Raw genomic sequence first — 18471 nt, 5'->3', positions numbered from 1 at the left:
GCGCTTAGCTGCCCGAATCCAGCTGTCGCCGCGCATTTGGGCAGCGATGCTGCTCGTCTTCGCCAGCCTGGGTTCTTTTTTGATGAGCAATCCGACCTTTGCCCAGACCAAGCCTCTCAAGCTGGTCGCGTTCGGCGACAGTCTGACCGCCGGCTACAACCTGCCGGGCAGCGCCGCCTTTCCGACGGTGTTGGAGAAGATGCTGCGCGACAAGGGGATTTCGGTCGAGATCGCCAATGCCGGCGTCTCCGGCGACACCTCGCAGGGCGGGCTCGAGCGCCTCGCCTGGTCGGTGCCTGACGGGACCGACGGCGTCATCCTCGAGCTCGGCGCCAATGACGCCCTGCGCGGCATCGATCCGGCGCTGACCGAGAGGTCGCTTGACGCAATCGTGACCGGGCTGAAGGCGCGCGGCATTTCGGTCCTGCTCGCCGGCATGTACGCGCCGCGCAGCAACGGCCCGGACTATGTCGCCCGCTTCGATGCGATCTATCCGAAGCTGGCCGAGAAACACGGTCTCGTCCTCTATCCCTTCTTTCTGGACGGGATCGCCGGGGACCGGGTATTGAACCAGCCCGACATGCTGCATCCGAAGGCTGAAGGCGTGCGCGTCATCGCACAGCGCATCCTGCCGACGGTGGAGCGGTTCCTGTCCTCCCTGCGCCCGCGTTCCTGAGCACGGTCGTATCCTGCCATCACCTCAGTCATGCGCGGCGCGTCCCGGTGCGTCCGCCATCGGAGCCTTTCGCCATGGAATACCGCCGTCTCGGCCGCACCGACCTGAAGGTCTCGGCGATCTGCCTGGGTACGATGACCTGGGGCCAGCAGAACACCGAGGCCGAGGGCCACGAGCAGATGGATTACGCGCTCGACCAGGGCGTGAACTTCTTCGACACGGCCGAGCTCTACGCGATTCCGCCGAAGGCGGAGACGCAAGGCTCGACCGAGCGGATCATCGGCTCCTGGTTCAAGGCGCGCGGCAATCGCGACAAGGTGATCCTCGCTTCCAAGGTGGTCGGCCGCTCGGCCAATGACTGGTTCCGCGACGACAAGGGCCCGACCCGCGTCAACCGCAAGCAGATCGAAGAAGCCGTCGACAAGAGCCTGAAGCGGCTGCAGACCGACTATATCGACCTCTACCAGATCCATTTTCCCGACCGGCCGATGGCCTGGGGCTCGAATCCGACGCGCTTCAACCAGGCGGCCTTCACGCAGGCCGAGGACGAGACGCCGATCGCCGAGCAGCTCGACGCCTTCGCGGACATCGTCAAGGCCGGCAAGATCCGCCATCTCGGCCTGTCGAACGAGAGTGCCTGGGGCACGATGAACTTCCTTGCCGAGGCGAAAGGCAATGATCGCCCGCGCGTGCAGTCGATCCAGAACGCCTACAACCTGCTGAACCGGACCTTCGAGACGGCGCTGGCCGAGATCGCCATGCGCGAGCAGGTCGGGCTGCTGGCCTATTCGCCGCTGGCCCAGGGCTATCTCTCCGGCAAGTATCTCGACGGTGCCCGGCCGGCCGGCGCGCGCACGACACTGTTCGACCGCGGCCAGCGCTATCAGATGCCGGGCGCGGAATTGGCGATCAAGGCCTATATTGCGCTCGCCGAAGAGGCCGGGCTCGATCCCGTGCAGATGGCACAGGCCTTCGTCACCTCGCGCGGCTTCGTCATCTCGAACATCATCGGGGCGACCAGCATGGCGCATCTCAGGACAGCGATCGGGTCTGCTTCGGTCGCGATCTCGCCCGAGCTCGAGGCGAAGATCGACGCGATCCACCAGCGCGTCGGCAATCCCTGCCCATGAGCGGGAAGCAGAGCCGGCTTGTCGGCAGCGGCGCAGGGTGCGAGGCTGCCGTCTCGCTAGAGTCACAAATGCTTGGCACTGATTCGCCATGCCCCGGCTATTCACCGCCCTGGAAGTTCCCGCTGAGGTCGCCTCGAGCCTGACGCTGCATCGCGGCGGATTGGTCGGCGCCCGCTGGATCGAGCCCGCCGACTATCACATCACCTTGCGTTTCCTCGGCGATGTCGACCGGCGCACGGCCCATGACGTCGACAGCTTTCTGAACGATGTCGGCAGCGAGCCGCTGGTGATCACGCTCGATCAGCTCGGCAGTTTCGGTGGCGACCGGCCGCGCGCCGTCTTCGCGCGGGTTCAGCCCTCTCCAAAGCTGAACGAGCTGCAGGCCGAGCTGGAGCGCTTGATGCGCCGGCTCGGAATGCCGGCCGAATCGCGCAAGTTCACGCCGCATGTGACGCTGGCGCGGCTGCGTGATGCCTCGCCGGCCGATGTCGCGCACTATCTCGCCACGAATCCGATCGTGCGCCCGATCAGCTTCACGGCACGTCGGTTAGCGCTGATGTCCTCGCGTGATTCGATCGGCGGCGGCCCCTATGTGCTGGAGGCTGCCTATCCGCTGGGGTTGCACTATCCGAATCGCCCACTCGGCGCGATGTCGCAGCGGAGGTGACAATGGGACATGATCGTCCAAAGCGCCTGAGCCCCGAGGCCCGCAAGGAGGCGTTGTCGATCTTGACCGGGTGGACGCTGGTCGAAGGCCGCGAGGCGATGAGCAAGCGCTTCGTCTTCCGCGACTTCAACGAGGCTTTCGGCTGGATGAGCCGGGTGGCGCTACTCGCTGAAAAGCTCGACCATCACCCGGAATGGTCGAATGTCTACAAGACAGTCGAGGTGACGCTATCGACGCATGATGCCGGCGGCCTGACCGAGCTTGACGTCAGGTTGGCGCGCGGGATGGACGCGATGGCGAGCTAGCCTGGACCAACGAAGCGCCTAACCCAGCCGGCCGGCAGTCGCTTTGCGATCGCCTTCAGCGTCGGGCGCAGATGCGGCAGGGCGAAATCGCAGGCGAGCTGTCCGCGCCAGCTCAGCGGCACCGTGAAATCGCGCACCGGTACGGCCCCGTCGGCATGCTCGTGCTTGTAGGGATCGGCAGGCGCCAGCAGGTCGAAGATCGAGCTGCCGCGTGCCCTGGCACCGGCAAAGGCGTGGTGAACCAGAACGCGGCCCAGCCCCTCCCGCTCAAACCCCGGATCGCTGGCAATGACGTGACCGAAGCTGCGGCCTTTGCAGTCGAATGACAGGTCGATCCCGATCGGACGCCCATCGCAGCTGACGACGGAGAGGCGTAGGCCCGCCTCGTCATCCAGGTCGGCAGCGAGCTCGCCGAAGAAGCGACCGAAACGCGGATCCGCAACCGCAGGCGCGATGACGCCGTGCTGGACGAGCGATGCCCGTTTCATCGCGACGGCCTGCTCGGCCAAAGCGCGCGCCTCTTCGCCTGGCCCGATGCTGCTGAAGGCGATCTCACCGCGCTCTGTGAGGCGACGCAGGCGACGACGGTAGCTGGACCGGTCGCGCGCGGGATAGGCGAGGCTCGGCCCGTCCGGTGCCACGCGCAAGGCCAGATCAGTGAACGGCGCCTCCTGGCTTACCACCGGAGTAGCCACGGCGAGCCTGTTGCAATGGCCGAGCGCCCCGTCGTCCCGCACGAGGCGCAGCTCGACCAGATCGACACCGCGCCGACGCAGCGCCTCCCAGCCACGCTCCAGCCAGACTTCGCGCTGCGGACCGGGCTCGATGAGGACATCGCCGAACTGCGCGACCGGCGCTCCCAGCAGGCGCACCAGGTCCAGGCCAAGGCGGTGCCGGCGCTCCAACGGCCAGAGCATGACCAGGCGCCCGGCCGCGCGACCAACGACAAGGCAGAGCCGGCTGTCGGATACCAGATAGTGGTCGCACCAATGCCGCAGGAAGGCATGACGTTGAAAAAGCTGATGCGGCAGGCCGGCGCGGGCGAAGAGTGCGTCCCATTCCGGCTTCAGGGCCAGGAAGGCGTCAAGCCCGGTCAGGATCTCGACGCTAAAGCCGGCGCCTGCCCTACCATCAGGCGAGGGCAATCCTTCGGCGGCCGCATACGCGAGTCTGGCGCGCATGCTCAGCCCTGTCCGCGGAGATGGTCGATCAGGCGCTTCGTACCCGCCAGGCGGAACTTCGCGAGATAGGGCACGAGCAGGAGCGGATGACGGGCAGCGAAGGGCGCGTCATGCTCGACCATATGGCGGATGGCGAGGACCGGCAGCGGCGCCCGCAGGGGACGGAAGTCGCGGTTCCACAACCCCGGCGCCTCCGAGGTTTCGTGCATCAGCCCGATCATGCGGCCACGGGCCAGCGAGTAGACTTTGTGCCGCTTCTGGACACGCTGCAGCATGTCGACGCCGCGCTCGTCGGCACAACCGGGAAAGCCAACGATGACAGTGCGAAAATGCGCCATGCCCGGTTTGCAGGGAATGGCGTCGAGCGCGCCGAAACAGCTGCGGATCAGCGTGAAGGCCCGCTCCTCCTCCTCCTGGCCGGCGGTGCAGATCGCGACGCGCGCCGTATCGATACGGGCGGCCTGGCGGGTGAAGGGACAGACAGCGCCGGTGCGGCCGAGATCGAGATGCTCGCGCATCAGATAGCTCTCGACCCAATTCAGCAGTGTGGCGAGTGCAGCATTCGTCTGGGGTTCGGCGGCGATGTCGGCGTGCGCCTGCGCGAAGGTCAGGAGCGCATCGCGCGCTTCCCCCGTTCTCGCCACCTTGTCCAGCATGAAAGGCCCCGCAGTCTCTGCAACCGGGGATAGCAGGAACGCCTTAGGGAATGGTTGACGAGGTCTTGTCGCAAGCCGTCGCGGCGTTAGGGTTTAGGAAAGCTTATCGCCGCCGGGCCAGCCGCAGGCCGCGAGCGCCGCGTGCATATGCTGTGGCGGCGGGGCGTTGGCCTGTATCGGCTCGCGCTTCGGGTTGAGCGGAATCGAGACACTCCGCGCATGCAGGTGCAGCCCCGGCCCGGTGTCGCGCGGCGCCGTGCCGTAGATTTCGTCACCGTGGATCGGCCCGAAGCTGGCGGCGCAGTGCACGCGCAATTGGTGCGTGCGACCGGTCAACGGCTCGAGCGCCAGCCAGGCGGCAGCCTTGTCATTGAAACGGCCGCGACCGAGTACGCGGTAGCGCGTCTGCGAGGGCAGGCCGGCCGGATCCGGCTTCATCCACCAGCCGCGGTCCGGCGCACGTTTGCCCAGCGGCAGATCGATCAGGCCCTCGTCCTCGGCGGGATCGCCTTCCACCACCGCCCAGTAGGTCTTTTCGATGCGGCCGTCGCGGAAGAGCTGGTTGAGCTGCGCCATGGCGCGCGGGTGACGGCCGAGCACGAGGCAGCCCGACGTGTCCTTGTCGAGACGATGCGCGGCCTCCGGCCGTCGCGGCAGACCGAAACGCAAGGCGTCGAGATAATCGGTCAGCACCGGGATGATGCGGCCCTTCGCCGCCGGGCCGCGATGCACCGGAAGTCCCGCCGGCTTGTCGATGACGAGCATCATCGCGTCGCGATGTAGCAGCGCGAAGGGCAGGTCGTCCTGCGAAAAGGCTGGTCGCTCGGGCGTGGTCATGGCATTGCGCTAAACAAGGCCGCGAGGCCATGCAACCTGAAGCGTTGCCGCGCATCGCGGCAGGACGGGCGATGAGCGAGACCGAACCGAAGAAACGCGGCTTCTTCTCGAAGCTGTTCGGGCTGGATCAGCCGGCGGAGACGCCGCTGCCGGAACCGGCGCCCGCTCCTGCTCCCGAGCCGGTCGAGCCGGTGGTAGAGACGGCGTCCGAAGCCGAACCCGAGACGGCAGTCGCGCCCGAGATCCTGCTCGGCGAGGACGCGCCCCTGCCGATCGTGGCGTCGGAGCCGGCACCGGTACAGCCCAAGCGCAGCTGGTGGCGCCGGCTGCGGGACGGACTGTCGCGCACCTCGTCCGCACTGACGACCGGCATCAGCGACCTCTTCACCAAGCGCAAGCTCGATGCGGCGACGCTTGAAGACCTCGAGGACATCCTGATCCAGGCCGATCTCGGCCTCGCGACCTCGGCCCGGATCGCGAAGGCGGTGGGCGAAGGTCGCTATGACAAGCAGATCGAGCCCGAAGAGGTGAAGGCGATCCTGGCGCGCGAGGTCGAGGCGATCCTGACGCCAGTCGCCACGCCGCTGGCGATCGACGCCACCAAAAAAGCCGTTCGTGATCCTGATGGTAGGGGTCAATGGCTCGGGCAAGACAACGACGATCGGCAAGCTCGCGGCCAAGTTTCGGGCCGAGGGCAAGTCGGTGATGCTGGCGGCGGGCGATACCTTCCGCGCTGCGGCGATCGAGCAGCTCAAGGTATGGGGCGAACGGACGGGTGCCGAGGTGGTCTCCGGCCAGCAGGGGGCAGATGCGGCCGGGCTCGCTTTCGAGGCGTTGCAGAAGGCCAGGGCCAACGGCACCGATGTGCTGCTGATCGACACGGCCGGACGGCTGCAGAACAAGACGGGTCTGATGGACGAATTGGCCAAGGTGGTGCGGGTGATCCGCAAGCTCGATGCAGAAACGCCGCACGCAGCCCTGCTCGTGCTCGACGCCACCGTCGGCCAGAACGCGGTCAGCCAGGTCGAGGCCTTCCGCGAGACCGCCGGTGTCACCGGGCTGGTGATGACCAAGCTCGACGGCACGGCGCGTGGCGGCATCCTCGTGGCACTGGCGGCGCAGTTCGGCCTGCCCGTGCATTTCATCGGCGTCGGCGAGAGCGTCGACGACCTCGAACCGTTCTCGGCGCGTGATTTCGCCCGCGCTGTGGCAGGATTGGGAGAAGCGGCATGAGCGAAACGGCGACGAGCACGACGGGGGCGGCAAAGCCGATCAATCCGGTGCTCAAGCTCGCGCTCGAATTCGGGCCGCTGGCGATCTTCTTCTTTGCCAATTCCTATGGCGATCGCTGGTTCGGCGTGGCCGAGGACCGGCGCATCTTCGTCGCCACCGGCATCTTCATCGCGGCCTCGCTGCTTTCGCTGCTGCTGTCGAAGATCCTGATGAACCACCTGCCACGCATGGCGATCGTCAACGCTGTGGTGGTGACGGCCTTCGGCGGACTGACGCTCGCGCTCGACGATGCCTTCTTTATCAAGGTCAAGCCAACCATAGTGAACACGCTGTTCGGCTGCGTGCTGCTCGGCGGGCTCTATTTCGGCCGCTCTCTGCTGGCACTGGTGCTCGACAGCGTGCTGCAGCTCGATGAGGAGGGCTGGCGCAAGCTGACCTTGCGCTGGGGCCTGTTCTTCTTCGTGCTCGCCGCGCTGAACGAGGTGGTCTGGCGGACGCAGACCCAGGATTTCTGGGTCGCCTTCAAGGTCTGGGGCGTGATGCCGCTGACCATGATCTTCGCCCTCGCCCAGACCCCGCTGATCCTGAAGCACGAGATCAAGCGACCGGAAGCGGCCGAATAACCTTCGAAGCTATTTCGGCGCGAGCCGGATCGCGCCGTCGAGCCTGATCGCGGTGCCGTTCAGCATGTCGTTTTCGACGATGCTCTCGACCAGAGCGGCATATTCCGATGCCCGACCGAGGCGCGAGGGATGCGGCACCGAGACGGCGAGCGAGGCGCGGGCCCTCATCGGGCAGGCCGGCGAACATCGGTGTCTCGAACAGGCCGGGCATGATGGTGACGACGCGGATGCCGACGCCTGCGAGATCGCGGGCGACGGGCAGGGTCAGGCCGACGACGCCGGCCTTGGAGGCGGCATAGGCGGCCTGGCCGATCTGGCCGTCCTCGGCGGCGACGGAAGCCGTGCAGACGAAGACGCCGCGCCCGCCGTCCTCGGTGACGGGTTCGAGCGCGGCCAGCGCGACCGCCGATTTGGCGATCAGGCGGAAGGTGCCGGTGAGATTGATCGCGACCGCCTTCTCGAAGGTGGCGAGGTCATGGGCGACGAGTTCACCGGTGTCGCGCTTCTTCGAGACGACGCGGCGGCCGGGCGCGACGCCGGCGCAGTTGACGACGATGCGGGCGATGCCATGGGCGGCGCGAGCCTTCACCAGGGCTGCGTCGACCGATTGCTCGCTGGTGACGTCGCAGGGGCAGAACAGTCCGCCGATCTCCCTGGCAACCTCTTCGCCGCGCTCGGCGTTGAGATCGAACAGGGCAACCTTGACGCCATGGCTGGCGAGCATGCGCGCCGTGCCCTCGCCAAGGCCAGAGGCGCCGCCGGTGACGATGGCCGCGAGGGAGGAGTCGAGCTTCATGGCGTTCCCCAAGCTTTTGACATTGCTGAATGGGCTTTAGAGGCCTGATGCTCAGCCTCCAAGAGTGTTTGGCGTGCGATTCTGAGTCGATCCCTTGTGCAGCCTTCCATGCGGGGCCACATTTTGCGTCGATGGCGGGCTAGAACTGGCCTGCCAAGGGAGAGGATGGATGAGCGACAGCTTCGGTTTCGGACAGAGTTTCACTCGCGAGGAGATGGCGGAAATCCGCAAGAGCTTGCGCGACGAGGCACGTTTCGGCTCCGAGTTCATCGGCCGACTGAAGCGGGTGGCCAAGCGCATCCCCTTCGCCGAAGACCTGCTCGCAGCCTGGGTCTGCACGCGCGACCCGTCGACACCACGGCGCGTCAAGCTGACGCTGCTGGCGGCGCTCGGCTATTTCGTGCTGCCGCTCGATGCGATCCCCGACGTGATGCCGCTGCTCGGCTTCACCGACGATGCCGCGGTGATCGCGGCGGCGCTGGCCGCCGTCGCCGGCTCGATCACCCAGCAGCATCGCGACAAGGCCAAGGAGATGCTGACCGATCTCTGATCGGTCAGGGAACCAGCACGACCTTGCCCTGGACCTTGCGGCCGGCGATCAGCGCCAACGCTTCGGCCGCCTGCTCGAGCGGGAAGGCGGCATGGACATGGGCGCGGATCTTCCCGGCCGCGGCCCAGGCGAGCAGGCGCTCCATATTGGCGCGGTGGCCGGCTGGATCGCGCCTGACGAAATCGCCCCAGAACACGCCGCGCAGGTCGCAGCCCTTCAGCAGCAGCAGATTGAGCGGGATTCTGGGGATCTCACCGCCGGCAAAGCCGACGACGAGATAGCGCCCGCCCCAAGCCATTGACCGCAGTGCCGGCTCGGCGAGCTCGCCGCCGACTGTGTCATAGAGCGCGTCGAGCCCGTCGGGCGCCAGACGCCGTAGGCCTGCCCGGAGATCGTCGGCGGCGTAGTCCAGTCCCTCCTGTGCGCCATGCTCGCGAGCGAGCGCGAGCTTCTCCGGTGAGGAGGCGCAGGCGATCACCCTTGCGCCGAGCAGAGCGCTGATCTCGACCGCGGCGAGGCCCGCGCCGCCGGCGGCGCCGAGGATGGCGAGCGTCTCGCCTGGCCGAACCTCGCCGCGCTGGATCAGCCCGTGCATCGCCGTGCCGTAGGTGACGAAAAGGCCGGCGGCCTGATGGTCGTCGAGCTTGTCGGGAATGCGAATGGCCGCGTCAGCGGGGACCACGACGGTCTCGCGGGCCGCGCCATGGCCGAGCCAGGCAGCGACGCGTTCGCCGGCCCGCCATCCCTTAACGCCTTCGCCGATGGCGCTGACCACCCCGGCGCACTCGGCCGAGGGCGAGAAGGGCAGTGGCGGCTTCACCTGGTAGCGACCCTGGATCACCAGCGTATCGAAGAAGTTGAGCGCCGCTGCTTTGACCCGAATCGCGATCTCGCCGGGTCCCGGCTTCGGCTCGGGCAGGTCGCGGATCACGAGATTTTCCGCCGGCCCGAGGGCCTCGCACAACAGCGCCTTCATCGAGCCTCCATCCCATCAGGCCGGTCTCTTCGCATCTGCACAAGGCTGACACAGGCGCAAGCCGAACGGAACCAGCTCGGAGCTCTTCCTAAACTATTGAAGGAGAAGGCGTCGCCCGTCCGGTGCAGCTGCAGCGGACGTTCGCATTTTCGCCAGGATCGTGACATCCTATCCGTCGCGTTGCGTCAATCCGGATCGCTGATCCCGCGCATTCTCCATTCGGCGTTAAGGTTTTTGTTGGTTACTGGCGATCCATGATTTGCATCCCGGCTCTCTCTTCCGCCCGCTGTTCGCTCCAGGCCGCTGCCCTGCTCGGCCTGGCGGTCCTGACCTTTGCGGCCGTTCCGGCGCTGGCCCAGCGCGCTCCAGCCGCCAAGCCAGCATCGGCGAAGCCCGCCGCGGCCGGTGGGCAGGGCCAGGCGCTCCTGCTCGAAACCGCCGGCAAATGGCAGGCCTTCTCCTCGCAGCAGGGTCGCTCGAAGATCTGCTACGCCCTGTCCAAGGCCGAAACCCGCATCCCCGCCAATCTCAAGGATGTCGAGGGGCTGCTGTTCATCTCTAGCCGTCCGGGCGAGGGCGTGCGCAACGAGATCAGCTTGGTGATGAATTTCGACCTCAAGGAAGACGTCGAGCATCAGGCGATCATCGGCAGCGATCGCTTCGCGCTGGTCGCCAAGGGCCAGAATGTCTGGCTGAAGAACCCGGCCGAGGAAGGCCGCATGCTCGATGCGCTGCGCAAGGGCGCTGGGCTGGAGATCAAGGGCACCTCGAAGCGCGGCAATGCCACCAGCGACAAGTATTCGCTCGCTGGCATCTCGCAGATCGTCAAGCGGGCCGAGGACGCCTGCAAATAGATCGCCGCGCGCCCTTTCGGGCGCGAAGTGGCGATCTATCACTTTGATGATGCATCGGATTTGTCCGAAAAGTGGATTCCACTTTTCGGACTGATGCCTAGGGCGATTTCGCGATGGGCCGCTCTCGTGCTATGAGGCGGCGAATTCCGGGCGATATCGCCTGTTGCGAGCCGAGTTCCGATGAATCTCTCTGTTGCTGAAGCCGCCCTCCCGGCGGCCGAACCTGTTATGCGGCGACCGTCACTGGCCGGGCGCACGCGCGCCGGCCTCGCTGAGGCGCTGGCCGAGATCGGCGTTCCCGAGAAGGAGCGGCGCATGCGCGTCGGCCAGCTCTGGAACTGGATCTACCATTATGGCGTCCGCGACTTCGCGGAGATGACGACGATCGGCAAGGGTCTGCGGGCGCAGCTCGCCGAGCATTTCACGCTCGACCTGCCGGAGGTCACCGCCGAGCAGGTCTCGACCGATGGCACCCGCAAATGGCTGCTGCGCATGGCGCCGACTGGTCCGCGCGATCGCGGCGCCGAGATCGAATGCGTCTACATCCCCGAGGTCGACCGCGGCACGCTCTGCGTCTCCAGCCAGGTCGGCTGCACACTGACCTGCACCTTCTGCCATACCGGCACGCAGCGCCTGGTGCGCAACCTCACCACCGAGGAAATCGTCACGCAGCTGATGGTGGCGCGCGAGCGGCTCGGCGATTTCCCGAATCGCAGCGCGCCGGAAGGCGCCTTCGTCCCAAATGATGGCGGGCGCTTCATCTCGAACATCGTCTTCATGGGCATGGGCGAGCCGCTCTACAATTTCGACGGCGTGCGCGACGCGATCGGCGTGATCTCCGACGATCAGGGGCTGTCGCTCGGCCGGCGGCGGATCACCGTCTCGACCTCGGGCGTGGTGCCGCAGATCGGTCCGCTCGGCGGCGAGATGGGCACGATGCTGGCGATTTCGCTGCATGCGGTGCGCGACGAATTGCGCAACGAACTGGTGCCGCTCAACAAGAAGTACCCGATCAAGGATCTGCTCGAGGCCTGCCGGAACTATCCCGGCCTGTCGAACGCCAAGCGGATCACCTTCGAGTATGTGATGCTGAAGGGCGTCAACGACTCCGACGCCGAGGCGCGCGAGCTCGTCCGTCTGCTCAAGGGCATTCCGGCCAAGATCAACCTGATCCCGTTCAATCCCTGGCCTGGCACGCGCTATGAATGCTCGGATTGGGAGCGGATCGAGCGCTTCTCCGAGATCGTTTTCAAGGCCGGCTATGCCTCGCCGGTGCGCACGCCGCGCGGTCGCGACATCCTCGCCGCCTGCGGCCAGCTCAAGAGCGAGACCGAGAAGCTTTCGGCCCGTGCCCGGCTGATGCTGGAGCAGGACGAGGCTGAAACCGCGCCGGCTCAGCACTGATATGCTGCGCTGGTTCCTGCTGATTCCGTTTGCATTGCTGTTCGCCATCGGCTTCGGCCTGGTCGCGCTGATGGTCGCCGGCGTTGCCTCGCCCGATCTCGGCCTGCTGATTGGCGGGGGATTCGAACGGTTGATGTCGGCGCTGTTCGACCAGGCCGAGCGCGGCTTCGACCCCGGCCCGACCGCCGCCGCGGCCTTTTCCCTGCTCGGCCGGCTCGGCTTTGCCATCCTGGTCCTGCCGGTCGTGCTGGTCGCGGTCGGGTCCGAGCTGTTCCGCTTGCGCAGCGGGCTGATCCAGAGCGGACTCACCGGCCTCTTGGCGGCGCTGCTGCCGCTCGCCATGCTCGGCATGGCGAGGACGCCGAGCGCCCGCGAGCTGCAGGTCGTGGCGGCGCTCTTCCTGGTCGGCGCCGCGAGTGGCTTCGTCTATTGGGTGATCGCCGGACGCGGCGCGGGCGGTGAACCGAGGACGCCGCCGCAGCGGATCTGACCTGGTGCGTCATGCTCGGGCTTGACCCGAGCATCTCAGGCCTGGAGAGGCTCTGGAAATCGCGTTCTGGTCATCAGATTCTCGGGTCTGCGCTTCGCTTCGCCCGAGAATGACGATCGTCAATCCCCGATCGCGACGCCCTCACGCCTTCCGTCCGCGCCGCCGAGATAGCCTTCCGGCGTCTTGACGATGGCCTGGATACCCGAGGTCATCTCGATGAGGCGGATATCGTGGCCCTTGGCCTCCAGCGCGGTCTTCCAGGCCTCGGCCTCGCTGTTCTTCTCGAGTTCGGTCGGGCCGTTGCGGTTGCCGAAATTGGCGAGGTCGACAGCGCGCTGCGGGTCCATCTTCCAGTCGAGCAGCGCGACCAGCGTCTTGGCGACATAGCCGATGATCTGGCTACCGCCGGGCGAGCCGGTGACGGCATATAGCCGGCCGAAGGCATCGAAGACGATGGTCGGCGCCATCGAGGAGCGCGGGCGCTTGCCGGGCTCGACCCGGTTGGCGACCGGCTTGCCGTCTTCCGACGGCGCGAAGGAGAAATCGGTCAATTCGTTGTTGAGCAGGAAGCCGCCCTTGGTCATCAGGCGCGAGCCGAAGCCGTCTTCGATCGTCGTCGTCATCGAGACGGCATTGCCCTCGCCGTCGATCACCGAGATGTGGCTGGTGCCGTTCTCGATGCCATCGGAGGGCGCGAGCAGCATGGCGCGCTTGTTCGGCGGATCGCCGGCGACGGCCTTGCCCATCGCCTTGTCCGGGCTGACCAGCTTCGCCCGATCCCCGATATAGCCCTCGTCGATCAGGCCGAGGGCCGGAACGCTGACGAAGGCGGGGTCGCCGAGATAGAGCGCCCGGTCGGCGAAGGCGAGCTTGCCGGCTTCGGCGAACCAGTGGGCTGCTTCCGCCCCGGCGCCGAGGCGGGCCATGTCCCTGGTCGCGAGGACGCCGAGGATCTGCTGCACGGCGATGGCGCCAGAACTCGGCGGGCCCATGCCGCAAAGCGTATAGGCGCGATAGCGGCCGCAGAGCGGCGCGCGCTCCTCGACCTTGTAGTCGGTGAGATCGCCCAGCGTCATATCGCCGGGATTGTCCTTGTGACCGGTTACCGTCGCGACGATGTCCTGCGCGATCGCACCCTCGTAGAAGGCGTCGGCGCCACGCCCGGCGATGGCGCGCAAGGTCGCCGCGAAAGCCGGGTTCTTCAGGATCGTGCCGACCCCCTTGGGCTTGCCGTCGGCTTCGTAGAAATAGGCGGCCGCCTGAGCGTCCTTGCCGAGGTTCTTTTCCAGCGCGAGGAGGCCACCCAGACGCGGCGAAATCGCGAAGCCCTCTTCCGCCAGCTTGATCGCCGGGGCGAAGACCTCGGCCCAGGGCAGCTTGCCCCAGCGCTGATGCGCCGCCTCGAGCAGCCTGACCGTGCCGGGTACGCCGACCGAGCGGCCGCCGACCACGGCATCGACGAACTTCATCGGCTTGCCATCGGCGCCGAGGAAGCGCTCGGGCTTTGCCGCCTTCGGCGCGGTCTCGCGCCCGTCGAGCGTGGTCAGCTTGCGGCCGGCCTCGTCCCAGTAGACGAAGAAGGCGCCGCCGCCGATGCCGGAGCTCTGCGGCTCGACCAGGTTGAGCACGAGCTGGATTGCGATCGCCGCATCGGTGGCACTGCCGCCGGCACGCAGGATGTCGCGCCCGGCCGCGGCGGCGAGCGGGTTAGCGGCGGCGGCCATGTAGCGCTGGGCGGTGCCGAGCGTCTTGGCAGTCCGGCCGGTCGCGGCTTCTGGCGCTGGCGCCGTGGTTTGAGCAGGGGCTGCGGTCACTGCGGTGAACCAAAGGCCGAGAGCAATGATCGAGCGGGTACCCAATGCGGACGATGTAAGCGACATGGTCCACTCCTCCTCGTTGGCTGCGCAGACTAGCGCGCTTGCGGACTTGCGCGCCATGCTTGTGGCGCTGGTTTGATCTGCCGGGCGGCGCAGCTATGGTCGGCATCCAATTTGTTCTGCCCAAGCCGAAGGGGTTCGTCATGGTGCTCTCGCAGTCTCCGGTTGTTCGCCGGCCCCTCGTCATGCTTTTGGTCGGGCTGTTCGGCCTCGCGCTGGCGGGGTGCGGCTACAACAATGTGCCGACGCTGGAGGAGAAGGCCAAGGCGGCCTGGGGCGAGGTGCAGAACCAGTATCAGCGCCGCGCCGACCTGATCCCGAACCTGGTCGAGACCGTGAGGGGCTATGCCCAGCAGGAGCGCGAGGTGCTGACCCAGGTGATCGAGGCGCGCGCCAAGGCGACGCAGGTCAAGGTCGACGCCTCGACCATCACCGATCCCGCGAAGTTCAAGGAATACCAGGACGCGCAGAACCAGCTCAGCGGCGCGCTTGGGAGGCTGATGGTGACGGTCGAGCGCTATCCCGACCTCAAGTCGAACCAGAACTTCCTGGCGCTGCAATCGCAACTCGAAGGCACCGAGAACCGCGTCGCGGTGGCGCGGCGCGATTACATCCAGACGGTGCAGGCCTTCAACACGGAAATCCGGACCTTCCCGGGCGTGATCTGGGCGAAGCTGTTCTGGGGCGCCAAGCCGATGGAGAGCTTCTCGGCGACGGCAGGAGCGGAGCGGCCGCCGGCGGTGAAGTTCTAGCCTCGTGATCTTGCGTGACCTCGTCCGCCGATACCGCTGACGTGCCGTCATTCTCGGGCGGAGCGAAGCGCAGACCCGAGACTCTCGATCAGGAGATGCTTGGGTCAAGCCCGAGCATGACGCTTTTCAGTCGTCTGGCGATTCTGCTCCTCTTCTTCGTCTTCCCCTTCCTGGCCACCGCAGCCGAGCCGACTTATCCGGCGCTTACCGGCCGCATCGTCGATAATTCGAATCTGCTCGACGCCGAGGCCTTCGCCCGGATCGAGCAGAAGCTGAAGGCGCATGAGGAGAAGACCAGCGACCAGGTCGTGGTCGCGACGTTGCCGTCGCTGCAGGGCTATCCGATCGAAGAGTTCGCCAACGGCTTGTTCCGGGCCTGGAAGCTCGGCGACAAGGCGAAGAACAACGGCCTGCTGCTGCTGGTCGCGCCGAACGAGCGCAAGGTGCGCATCGAGGTCGGCTATGGACTGGAGGGCGCTCTGACCGACGCGCTCTCCAAGGTGATCATCACCACGGCGGTCGCGCCCAAGTTCAAGAATGGCGATTTCGCCGGCGGCATCGAAGGCGGCGTCGACGCGATCCTCTCGATCCTGACTGGCGATGCCGAGGAATGGCAGCGGCGCGCGCAGATCCGCAGCGACGAATCGTCCTGGATCGAGACCGCCGCGGTGATTTTCGTCATGATCATGGTGTTCATCCTGATCGTGAGCTTCATGCGGCAGCTCGGCCGCTCGTCTGGCGGTTCGCGCTCGCATCGGACGCGGGACGGGCGCTGGATCGTCCTGCCGCCGTCCGGTGGCTCGGGCTGGGGCGGCGGCTCCTCCTCCGGCGGATGGGGATCCGGTTCGAGCTCGGGCGGGTTCTCGGGCGGTGGCGGCTCGTCCGGCGGCGGCGGTGCTTCGGGGGATTGGTGAGATGCTGGATTCCGACGATCGCGACGCCATCGCCGAGGCCGTGCGCGAGGCCGAGCGCCAGACCTCCGGCGAGATCGTCGTCGTCGTCGATCGCGCCGCGGGCAGCTATGTCGCGGTGCCGCTCGTGCTGGCGCTGGCGCTCTCGCTGTTCGTGCCCTGGCCGTTCCTGCTGCTGACGACGCTGAGCGCGGCGAGCATCTTCCTGACCCAATTGATCGCGGCGGCGCTGCTGCTCGCGACCTTGCTATGGTACGGGCGCGGCGGGCGTTTCGTGCCCGGCTTCGTCAAGCGGCGCCAGGCGCATGAGACGGCGCTGCGCGAGTTCACGGCACGCGGGTTGACGCTGACGCGCGGGCGTACCGGCGTTCTGCTCTACATCGCCGTGCAGGAGCGCTATGCCGAGGTGGTGGCGGATGCTGGAATCTCGGCCAAGGTCGATGGCGAGGCCTGGCAGAAGATCGTCGAACCCCCTGCTCGCTGCGGCGGCGCAGGGCGCTCTGCGCGAGGGGCTGATCGCGGCGGTGCGCGATGTCGGCGCTGTGCTCGCCGCACATGCGCCACCGGCGGCCGACGATGTCGACGAGCTGCCGAACAAGGTGGTGATTCTCTAGAGCCGGATCCGATCAGGTTGTTTCAACCTGATCGGTGAATCCCTCTCTCACTTTGGGCTCTAGCGCTTACTTCGCCGGACCGCGCGCGGCGCCTATAATCGCGCTCTGGCGGGCGTAGAGGTCGCCCTGGACCAGCACAACGTAGCTGTCGGCTTTCGCTGTGCGGACAGTCTCCAGCGGCACGCTCAGGGTCGCAGCTGCGCCATTCCATTCACCGATGCGGCTGATGCCGCGCACGACATTCGCATAGGTCACGGTCTTGCCGCTGTTCTCGCCGCGCTCGATTGGCACGCTCGCGGTGCGGCTGACCTGTAGCAGCCAGACCACCGCCGGCTTCTCGCTCGGATAGGGCGATGCCCCCAAGGCGACGCGTAGCGCGCCGTCTGTTTCGGCGAGGTCGATCTTCACCGGGAAGCCGTCCTTGCCCTGCTCCTGGACGAGCTTGTCGATGCCGCCCTTGTCGGAGCCGACGATATGGGCGGCGCCGTTGACCACCGCCTGCGGCGTGTAGATCTGACCGTCGCCGCGCGCCTTGGCATAGAGCTTCTGGCGCTTGCCGAAGACCTCCTGGCCGAGGGTGTCCTTCCAGCCGAGATAGTCCCAATAGGTCACCGGCAAGGTGAGGGTGATCAAGCGCGGGTCCTTTGCGAGCTCGACGAAGAGCGCGTCCGCGGCCGGGCAGGACGAGCAGCCCTGGCTGGTAAACAGCTCGACCACCGCCTTCGGCCGGGCCGCAGGCTGCTGGGCATGCACCGGCAATCCTGCGAGCAGGAGAAGGGCGGCGGCAGCGATCTTGCGGGTGTGGCGGACCATCAGTTCGAACTCGACGCCTGTATAAAAGCAGGCGGTTACCAAAAGCGCTACTCTCCACTCAATTGGAAATCACGTTGCCTTGAAAACAGGCTTCTGCGGCGCCTGATCGCGAAAACGTGCCAGCGCCTCGGCTCCGATCAGGTTCGGGCGCCAGCGCCGGTGCATCCAGAGCCATTGCTCGGGATGCTCGCGGACCCAGCCCTCGACCACAGCCGTCATCATCGCCATGGCGCCGGTGACGTCGATCTCGCCATTGGCGTCACGCGGCAGGTCGAGCGGCGGCGTCAGTTCGATGCGGAAGCGCCGGTTGGGCAGGCGGATGACGCGCACGCCGTGCACCGGGCACTCGAAGCGGCGAGCGAACTTGCCGAGGATCGGATTGGTCAGCGCCGGACGCCCCAGGAAGGGCACGAGCACGCCGCGGGTGAAATGCTGGTCGATCAGCATGCCGAGATGGCCGCCATTCTCGAGCACGCCCTGCATGGCGAAAGCGGCGCCCTGCTTGGCGGCGGCGAGCCCGCCCATGGCGCCGGAGCGGATCTCGTGGACCACGGCGGCGATCGCCGGATCGTTGGGAGCACGGAACACGGCGGTGGTGTCGAGGTCGTAGGTGGCGGCGCAGATGGCCGGCAATTCCCAGTTGCCGAGATGGGTCGAGAAAATCAGGCCCGGCCTCTCGTCGTCCTTCAGCGCGATGAAGTGCTCGATGCCGACGACCTCGATCCGGCCGTTCGGATCGGGGTTGTGGTAATCATAGTCGAACAGAGTCTTGAGATGGGCGTATTCGGCGACTGTGCGGCCGAGATTCTCCCAGGCGCCGCGGGCGATGCGGCGAACCTCGGCCTCGGCGATCCCTGGGAAGGCGGCGCGGATATTGGCATAGGCGACGCGGTTGACCGGGATCAGCGGGCTGACGCTGCGCAAGAGCCAGCCGCCGAGATCAGAGGCCTTTTCCGGCCCGAGCGCACGCAGGAAGGCGAAGACCGCGCGGATGAGCCCGATCATCAGCGCAGCGCCGATGCGCGTCGCAAATTGCTTCAGCTGCCTCAAAATCCCAGCCCGGTCCGCCGGCGCCACGTCCGGACCGGACCTCGCCATTGCGGCGCGACTTGCGGGATTGCGGCCG

The 18471-nt window shown here is 66.8% G+C and carries 19 protein-coding genes and 2 pseudogenes; 13 read left to right on the top strand and 8 right to left on the bottom strand.

The window, feature by feature from the left end; genetic code table 11:
• Positions 1 to 46: 46 nt before the first annotated feature.
• The 4 genes from QO058_RS15815 (at position 47) to QO058_RS15800 (ending at position 2778) form a co-directional block, all read left to right on the top strand.
• Positions 47 to 676, top strand: a complete 630-nt coding sequence (locus QO058_RS15815; protein ID WP_432212066.1) for an arylesterase — start codon at positions 47 to 49, stop codon at positions 674 to 676.
• A gap of 74 nt (positions 677 to 750) precedes the next feature.
• Complete coding sequence (locus QO058_RS15810) at positions 751 to 1806, top strand: aldo/keto reductase (RefSeq protein ID WP_284167270.1); 1056 nt, start codon at positions 751 to 753, stop codon at positions 1804 to 1806.
• 88 nt (positions 1807 to 1894) lie between these two features.
• Complete coding sequence (gene thpR / locus QO058_RS15805) at positions 1895 to 2473, top strand: RNA 2',3'-cyclic phosphodiesterase (protein WP_284167268.1); 579 nt, start codon at positions 1895 to 1897, stop codon at positions 2471 to 2473.
• A gap of 2 nt (positions 2474 to 2475) precedes the next feature.
• A complete protein-coding gene (locus tag QO058_RS15800; RefSeq protein WP_284167267.1) occupies positions 2476 to 2778 on the top strand; it encodes a 4a-hydroxytetrahydrobiopterin dehydratase in 303 nt (100 codons plus the stop codon).
• Here the strand turns inward: QO058_RS15800 and QO058_RS15795 are convergent.
• From QO058_RS15795 to QO058_RS15785, 3 genes are all read right to left on the bottom strand, one after another.
• Positions 2775 to 3959 (bottom strand): GNAT family N-acetyltransferase, encoded by a 1185-nt coding sequence (locus tag QO058_RS15795; protein WP_284167266.1) that lies wholly within the window; start codon positions 3957 to 3959, stop codon positions 2775 to 2777. The genes QO058_RS15800 and QO058_RS15795 overlap by 4 nt on opposite strands.
• A gap of 2 nt (positions 3960 to 3961) precedes the next feature.
• Positions 3962 to 4615, bottom strand: coding sequence for a DUF6875 domain-containing protein (locus QO058_RS15790; protein WP_284167265.1), 654 nt, complete (start codon positions 4613 to 4615; stop codon positions 3962 to 3964).
• A 93-nt stretch (positions 4616 to 4708) separates the two neighbouring features.
• Complete coding sequence (locus QO058_RS15785) at positions 4709 to 5452, bottom strand: RluA family pseudouridine synthase (protein WP_284167264.1); 744 nt, start codon at positions 5450 to 5452, stop codon at positions 4709 to 4711.
• A 71-nt stretch (positions 5453 to 5523) separates the two neighbouring features.
• On the opposite strand from QO058_RS15785, the pseudogene ftsY reads away from it, so the two are divergent.
• Both ftsY and QO058_RS15775 read left to right on the top strand, forming a co-directional pair.
• Positions 5524 to 6685: pseudogene (ftsY, locus tag QO058_RS15780) on the top strand (signal recognition particle-docking protein FtsY).
• On the top strand, positions 6682 to 7308 hold the full coding sequence (locus QO058_RS15775) for a septation protein A (protein ID WP_284167263.1): 627 nt from the start codon (positions 6682 to 6684) through the stop codon (positions 7306 to 7308). Before ftsY ends, QO058_RS15775 begins: the two are co-directional and overlap by 4 nt.
• Before the next feature lie 9 nt (positions 7309 to 7317).
• On the opposite strand, the pseudogene QO058_RS15770 reads toward QO058_RS15775, so the two are convergent.
• Positions 7318 to 8104 (bottom strand): annotated as a pseudogene (locus tag QO058_RS15770) (SDR family NAD(P)-dependent oxidoreductase).
• A 169-nt stretch (positions 8105 to 8273) separates the two neighbouring features.
• On the opposite strand from QO058_RS15770, the gene QO058_RS15765 reads away from it, so the two are divergent.
• Positions 8274 to 8654 carry a YkvA family protein gene (locus tag QO058_RS15765; RefSeq protein WP_284167262.1) on the top strand — a complete coding sequence of 127 codons (381 nt, stop codon included), beginning with the start codon at positions 8274 to 8276 and terminating at the stop codon, positions 8652 to 8654.
• 4 nt (positions 8655 to 8658) lie between these two features.
• Here QO058_RS15765 and QO058_RS15760 read toward each other — a convergent pair whose 3' ends face one another.
• A complete protein-coding gene (locus QO058_RS15760) occupies positions 8659 to 9630 on the bottom strand; it encodes an NADPH:quinone oxidoreductase family protein (RefSeq protein ID WP_284167261.1) in 972 nt (323 codons plus the stop codon).
• 254 nt (positions 9631 to 9884) lie between these two features.
• Here QO058_RS15760 and QO058_RS15755 point away from each other — a divergent pair, with 254 nt between their 5' ends.
• The 3 genes from QO058_RS15755 (at position 9885) to QO058_RS15745 (ending at position 12378) form a co-directional block, all read left to right on the top strand.
• Positions 9885 to 10484, top strand: coding sequence for a hypothetical protein (locus QO058_RS15755; protein WP_284167260.1), 600 nt, complete (start codon positions 9885 to 9887; stop codon positions 10482 to 10484).
• Positions 10485 to 10664: 180 nt separating this feature from the next.
• Positions 10665 to 11888 carry a dual-specificity RNA methyltransferase RlmN gene (rlmN, locus tag QO058_RS15750; protein WP_284167259.1) on the top strand — a complete coding sequence of 408 codons (1224 nt, stop codon included), beginning with the start codon at positions 10665 to 10667 and terminating at the stop codon, positions 11886 to 11888.
• A 1-nt stretch (position 11889) separates the two neighbouring features.
• Positions 11890 to 12378, top strand: a complete 489-nt coding sequence (locus QO058_RS15745) for a hypothetical protein (protein ID WP_284167258.1) — start codon at positions 11890 to 11892, stop codon at positions 12376 to 12378.
• Positions 12379 to 12497: 119 nt separating this feature from the next.
• Here the strand turns inward: QO058_RS15745 and ggt are convergent, their stop codons facing one another.
• Positions 12498 to 14258 (bottom strand): gamma-glutamyltransferase, encoded by a 1761-nt coding sequence (gene ggt / locus QO058_RS15740; RefSeq protein ID WP_284167257.1) that lies wholly within the window; start codon positions 14256 to 14258, stop codon positions 12498 to 12500.
• A gap of 182 nt (positions 14259 to 14440) precedes the next feature.
• Here ggt and QO058_RS15735 point away from each other — a divergent pair, with 182 nt between their 5' ends.
• The 3 genes from QO058_RS15735 (at position 14441) to QO058_RS15725 (ending at position 16570) form a co-directional block, all read left to right on the top strand.
• Positions 14441 to 15007: a LemA family protein gene (locus QO058_RS15735; RefSeq protein WP_284172917.1), complete on the top strand. Its 567-nt coding sequence runs from the start codon at positions 14441 to 14443 to the stop codon at positions 15005 to 15007.
• A 116-nt stretch (positions 15008 to 15123) separates the two neighbouring features.
• Positions 15124 to 15921: a TPM domain-containing protein gene (locus QO058_RS15730; RefSeq protein ID WP_284167256.1), complete on the top strand. Its 798-nt coding sequence runs from the start codon at positions 15124 to 15126 to the stop codon at positions 15919 to 15921.
• Between the two features lies 1 nt (position 15922).
• Positions 15923 to 16570: a TPM domain-containing protein gene (locus tag QO058_RS15725; RefSeq protein ID WP_284167255.1), complete on the top strand. Its 648-nt coding sequence runs from the start codon at positions 15923 to 15925 to the stop codon at positions 16568 to 16570.
• Between the two features lie 28 nt (positions 16571 to 16598).
• Here the strand turns inward: QO058_RS15725 and QO058_RS15720 are convergent, their stop codons facing one another.
• Complete coding sequence (locus QO058_RS15720) at positions 16599 to 17345, bottom strand: DUF1223 domain-containing protein (RefSeq protein WP_284167254.1); 747 nt, start codon at positions 17343 to 17345, stop codon at positions 16599 to 16601.
• 69 nt (positions 17346 to 17414) lie between these two features.
• Positions 17415 to 18443 carry a lipid A biosynthesis lauroyl acyltransferase gene (locus QO058_RS15715; protein ID WP_432211938.1) on the bottom strand — a complete coding sequence of 343 codons (1029 nt, stop codon included), beginning with the start codon at positions 18441 to 18443 and terminating at the stop codon, positions 17415 to 17417.
• Positions 18444 to 18471 lie beyond the last annotated feature (28 nt).

The organism is Bosea vestrisii (assembly GCF_030144325.1).
Classification (GTDB): Bacteria; Pseudomonadota; Alphaproteobacteria; order Rhizobiales; family Beijerinckiaceae; genus Allobosea; species Allobosea vestrisii_A.
This window is presented reverse-complemented; position numbering and strand designations above follow the sequence as displayed.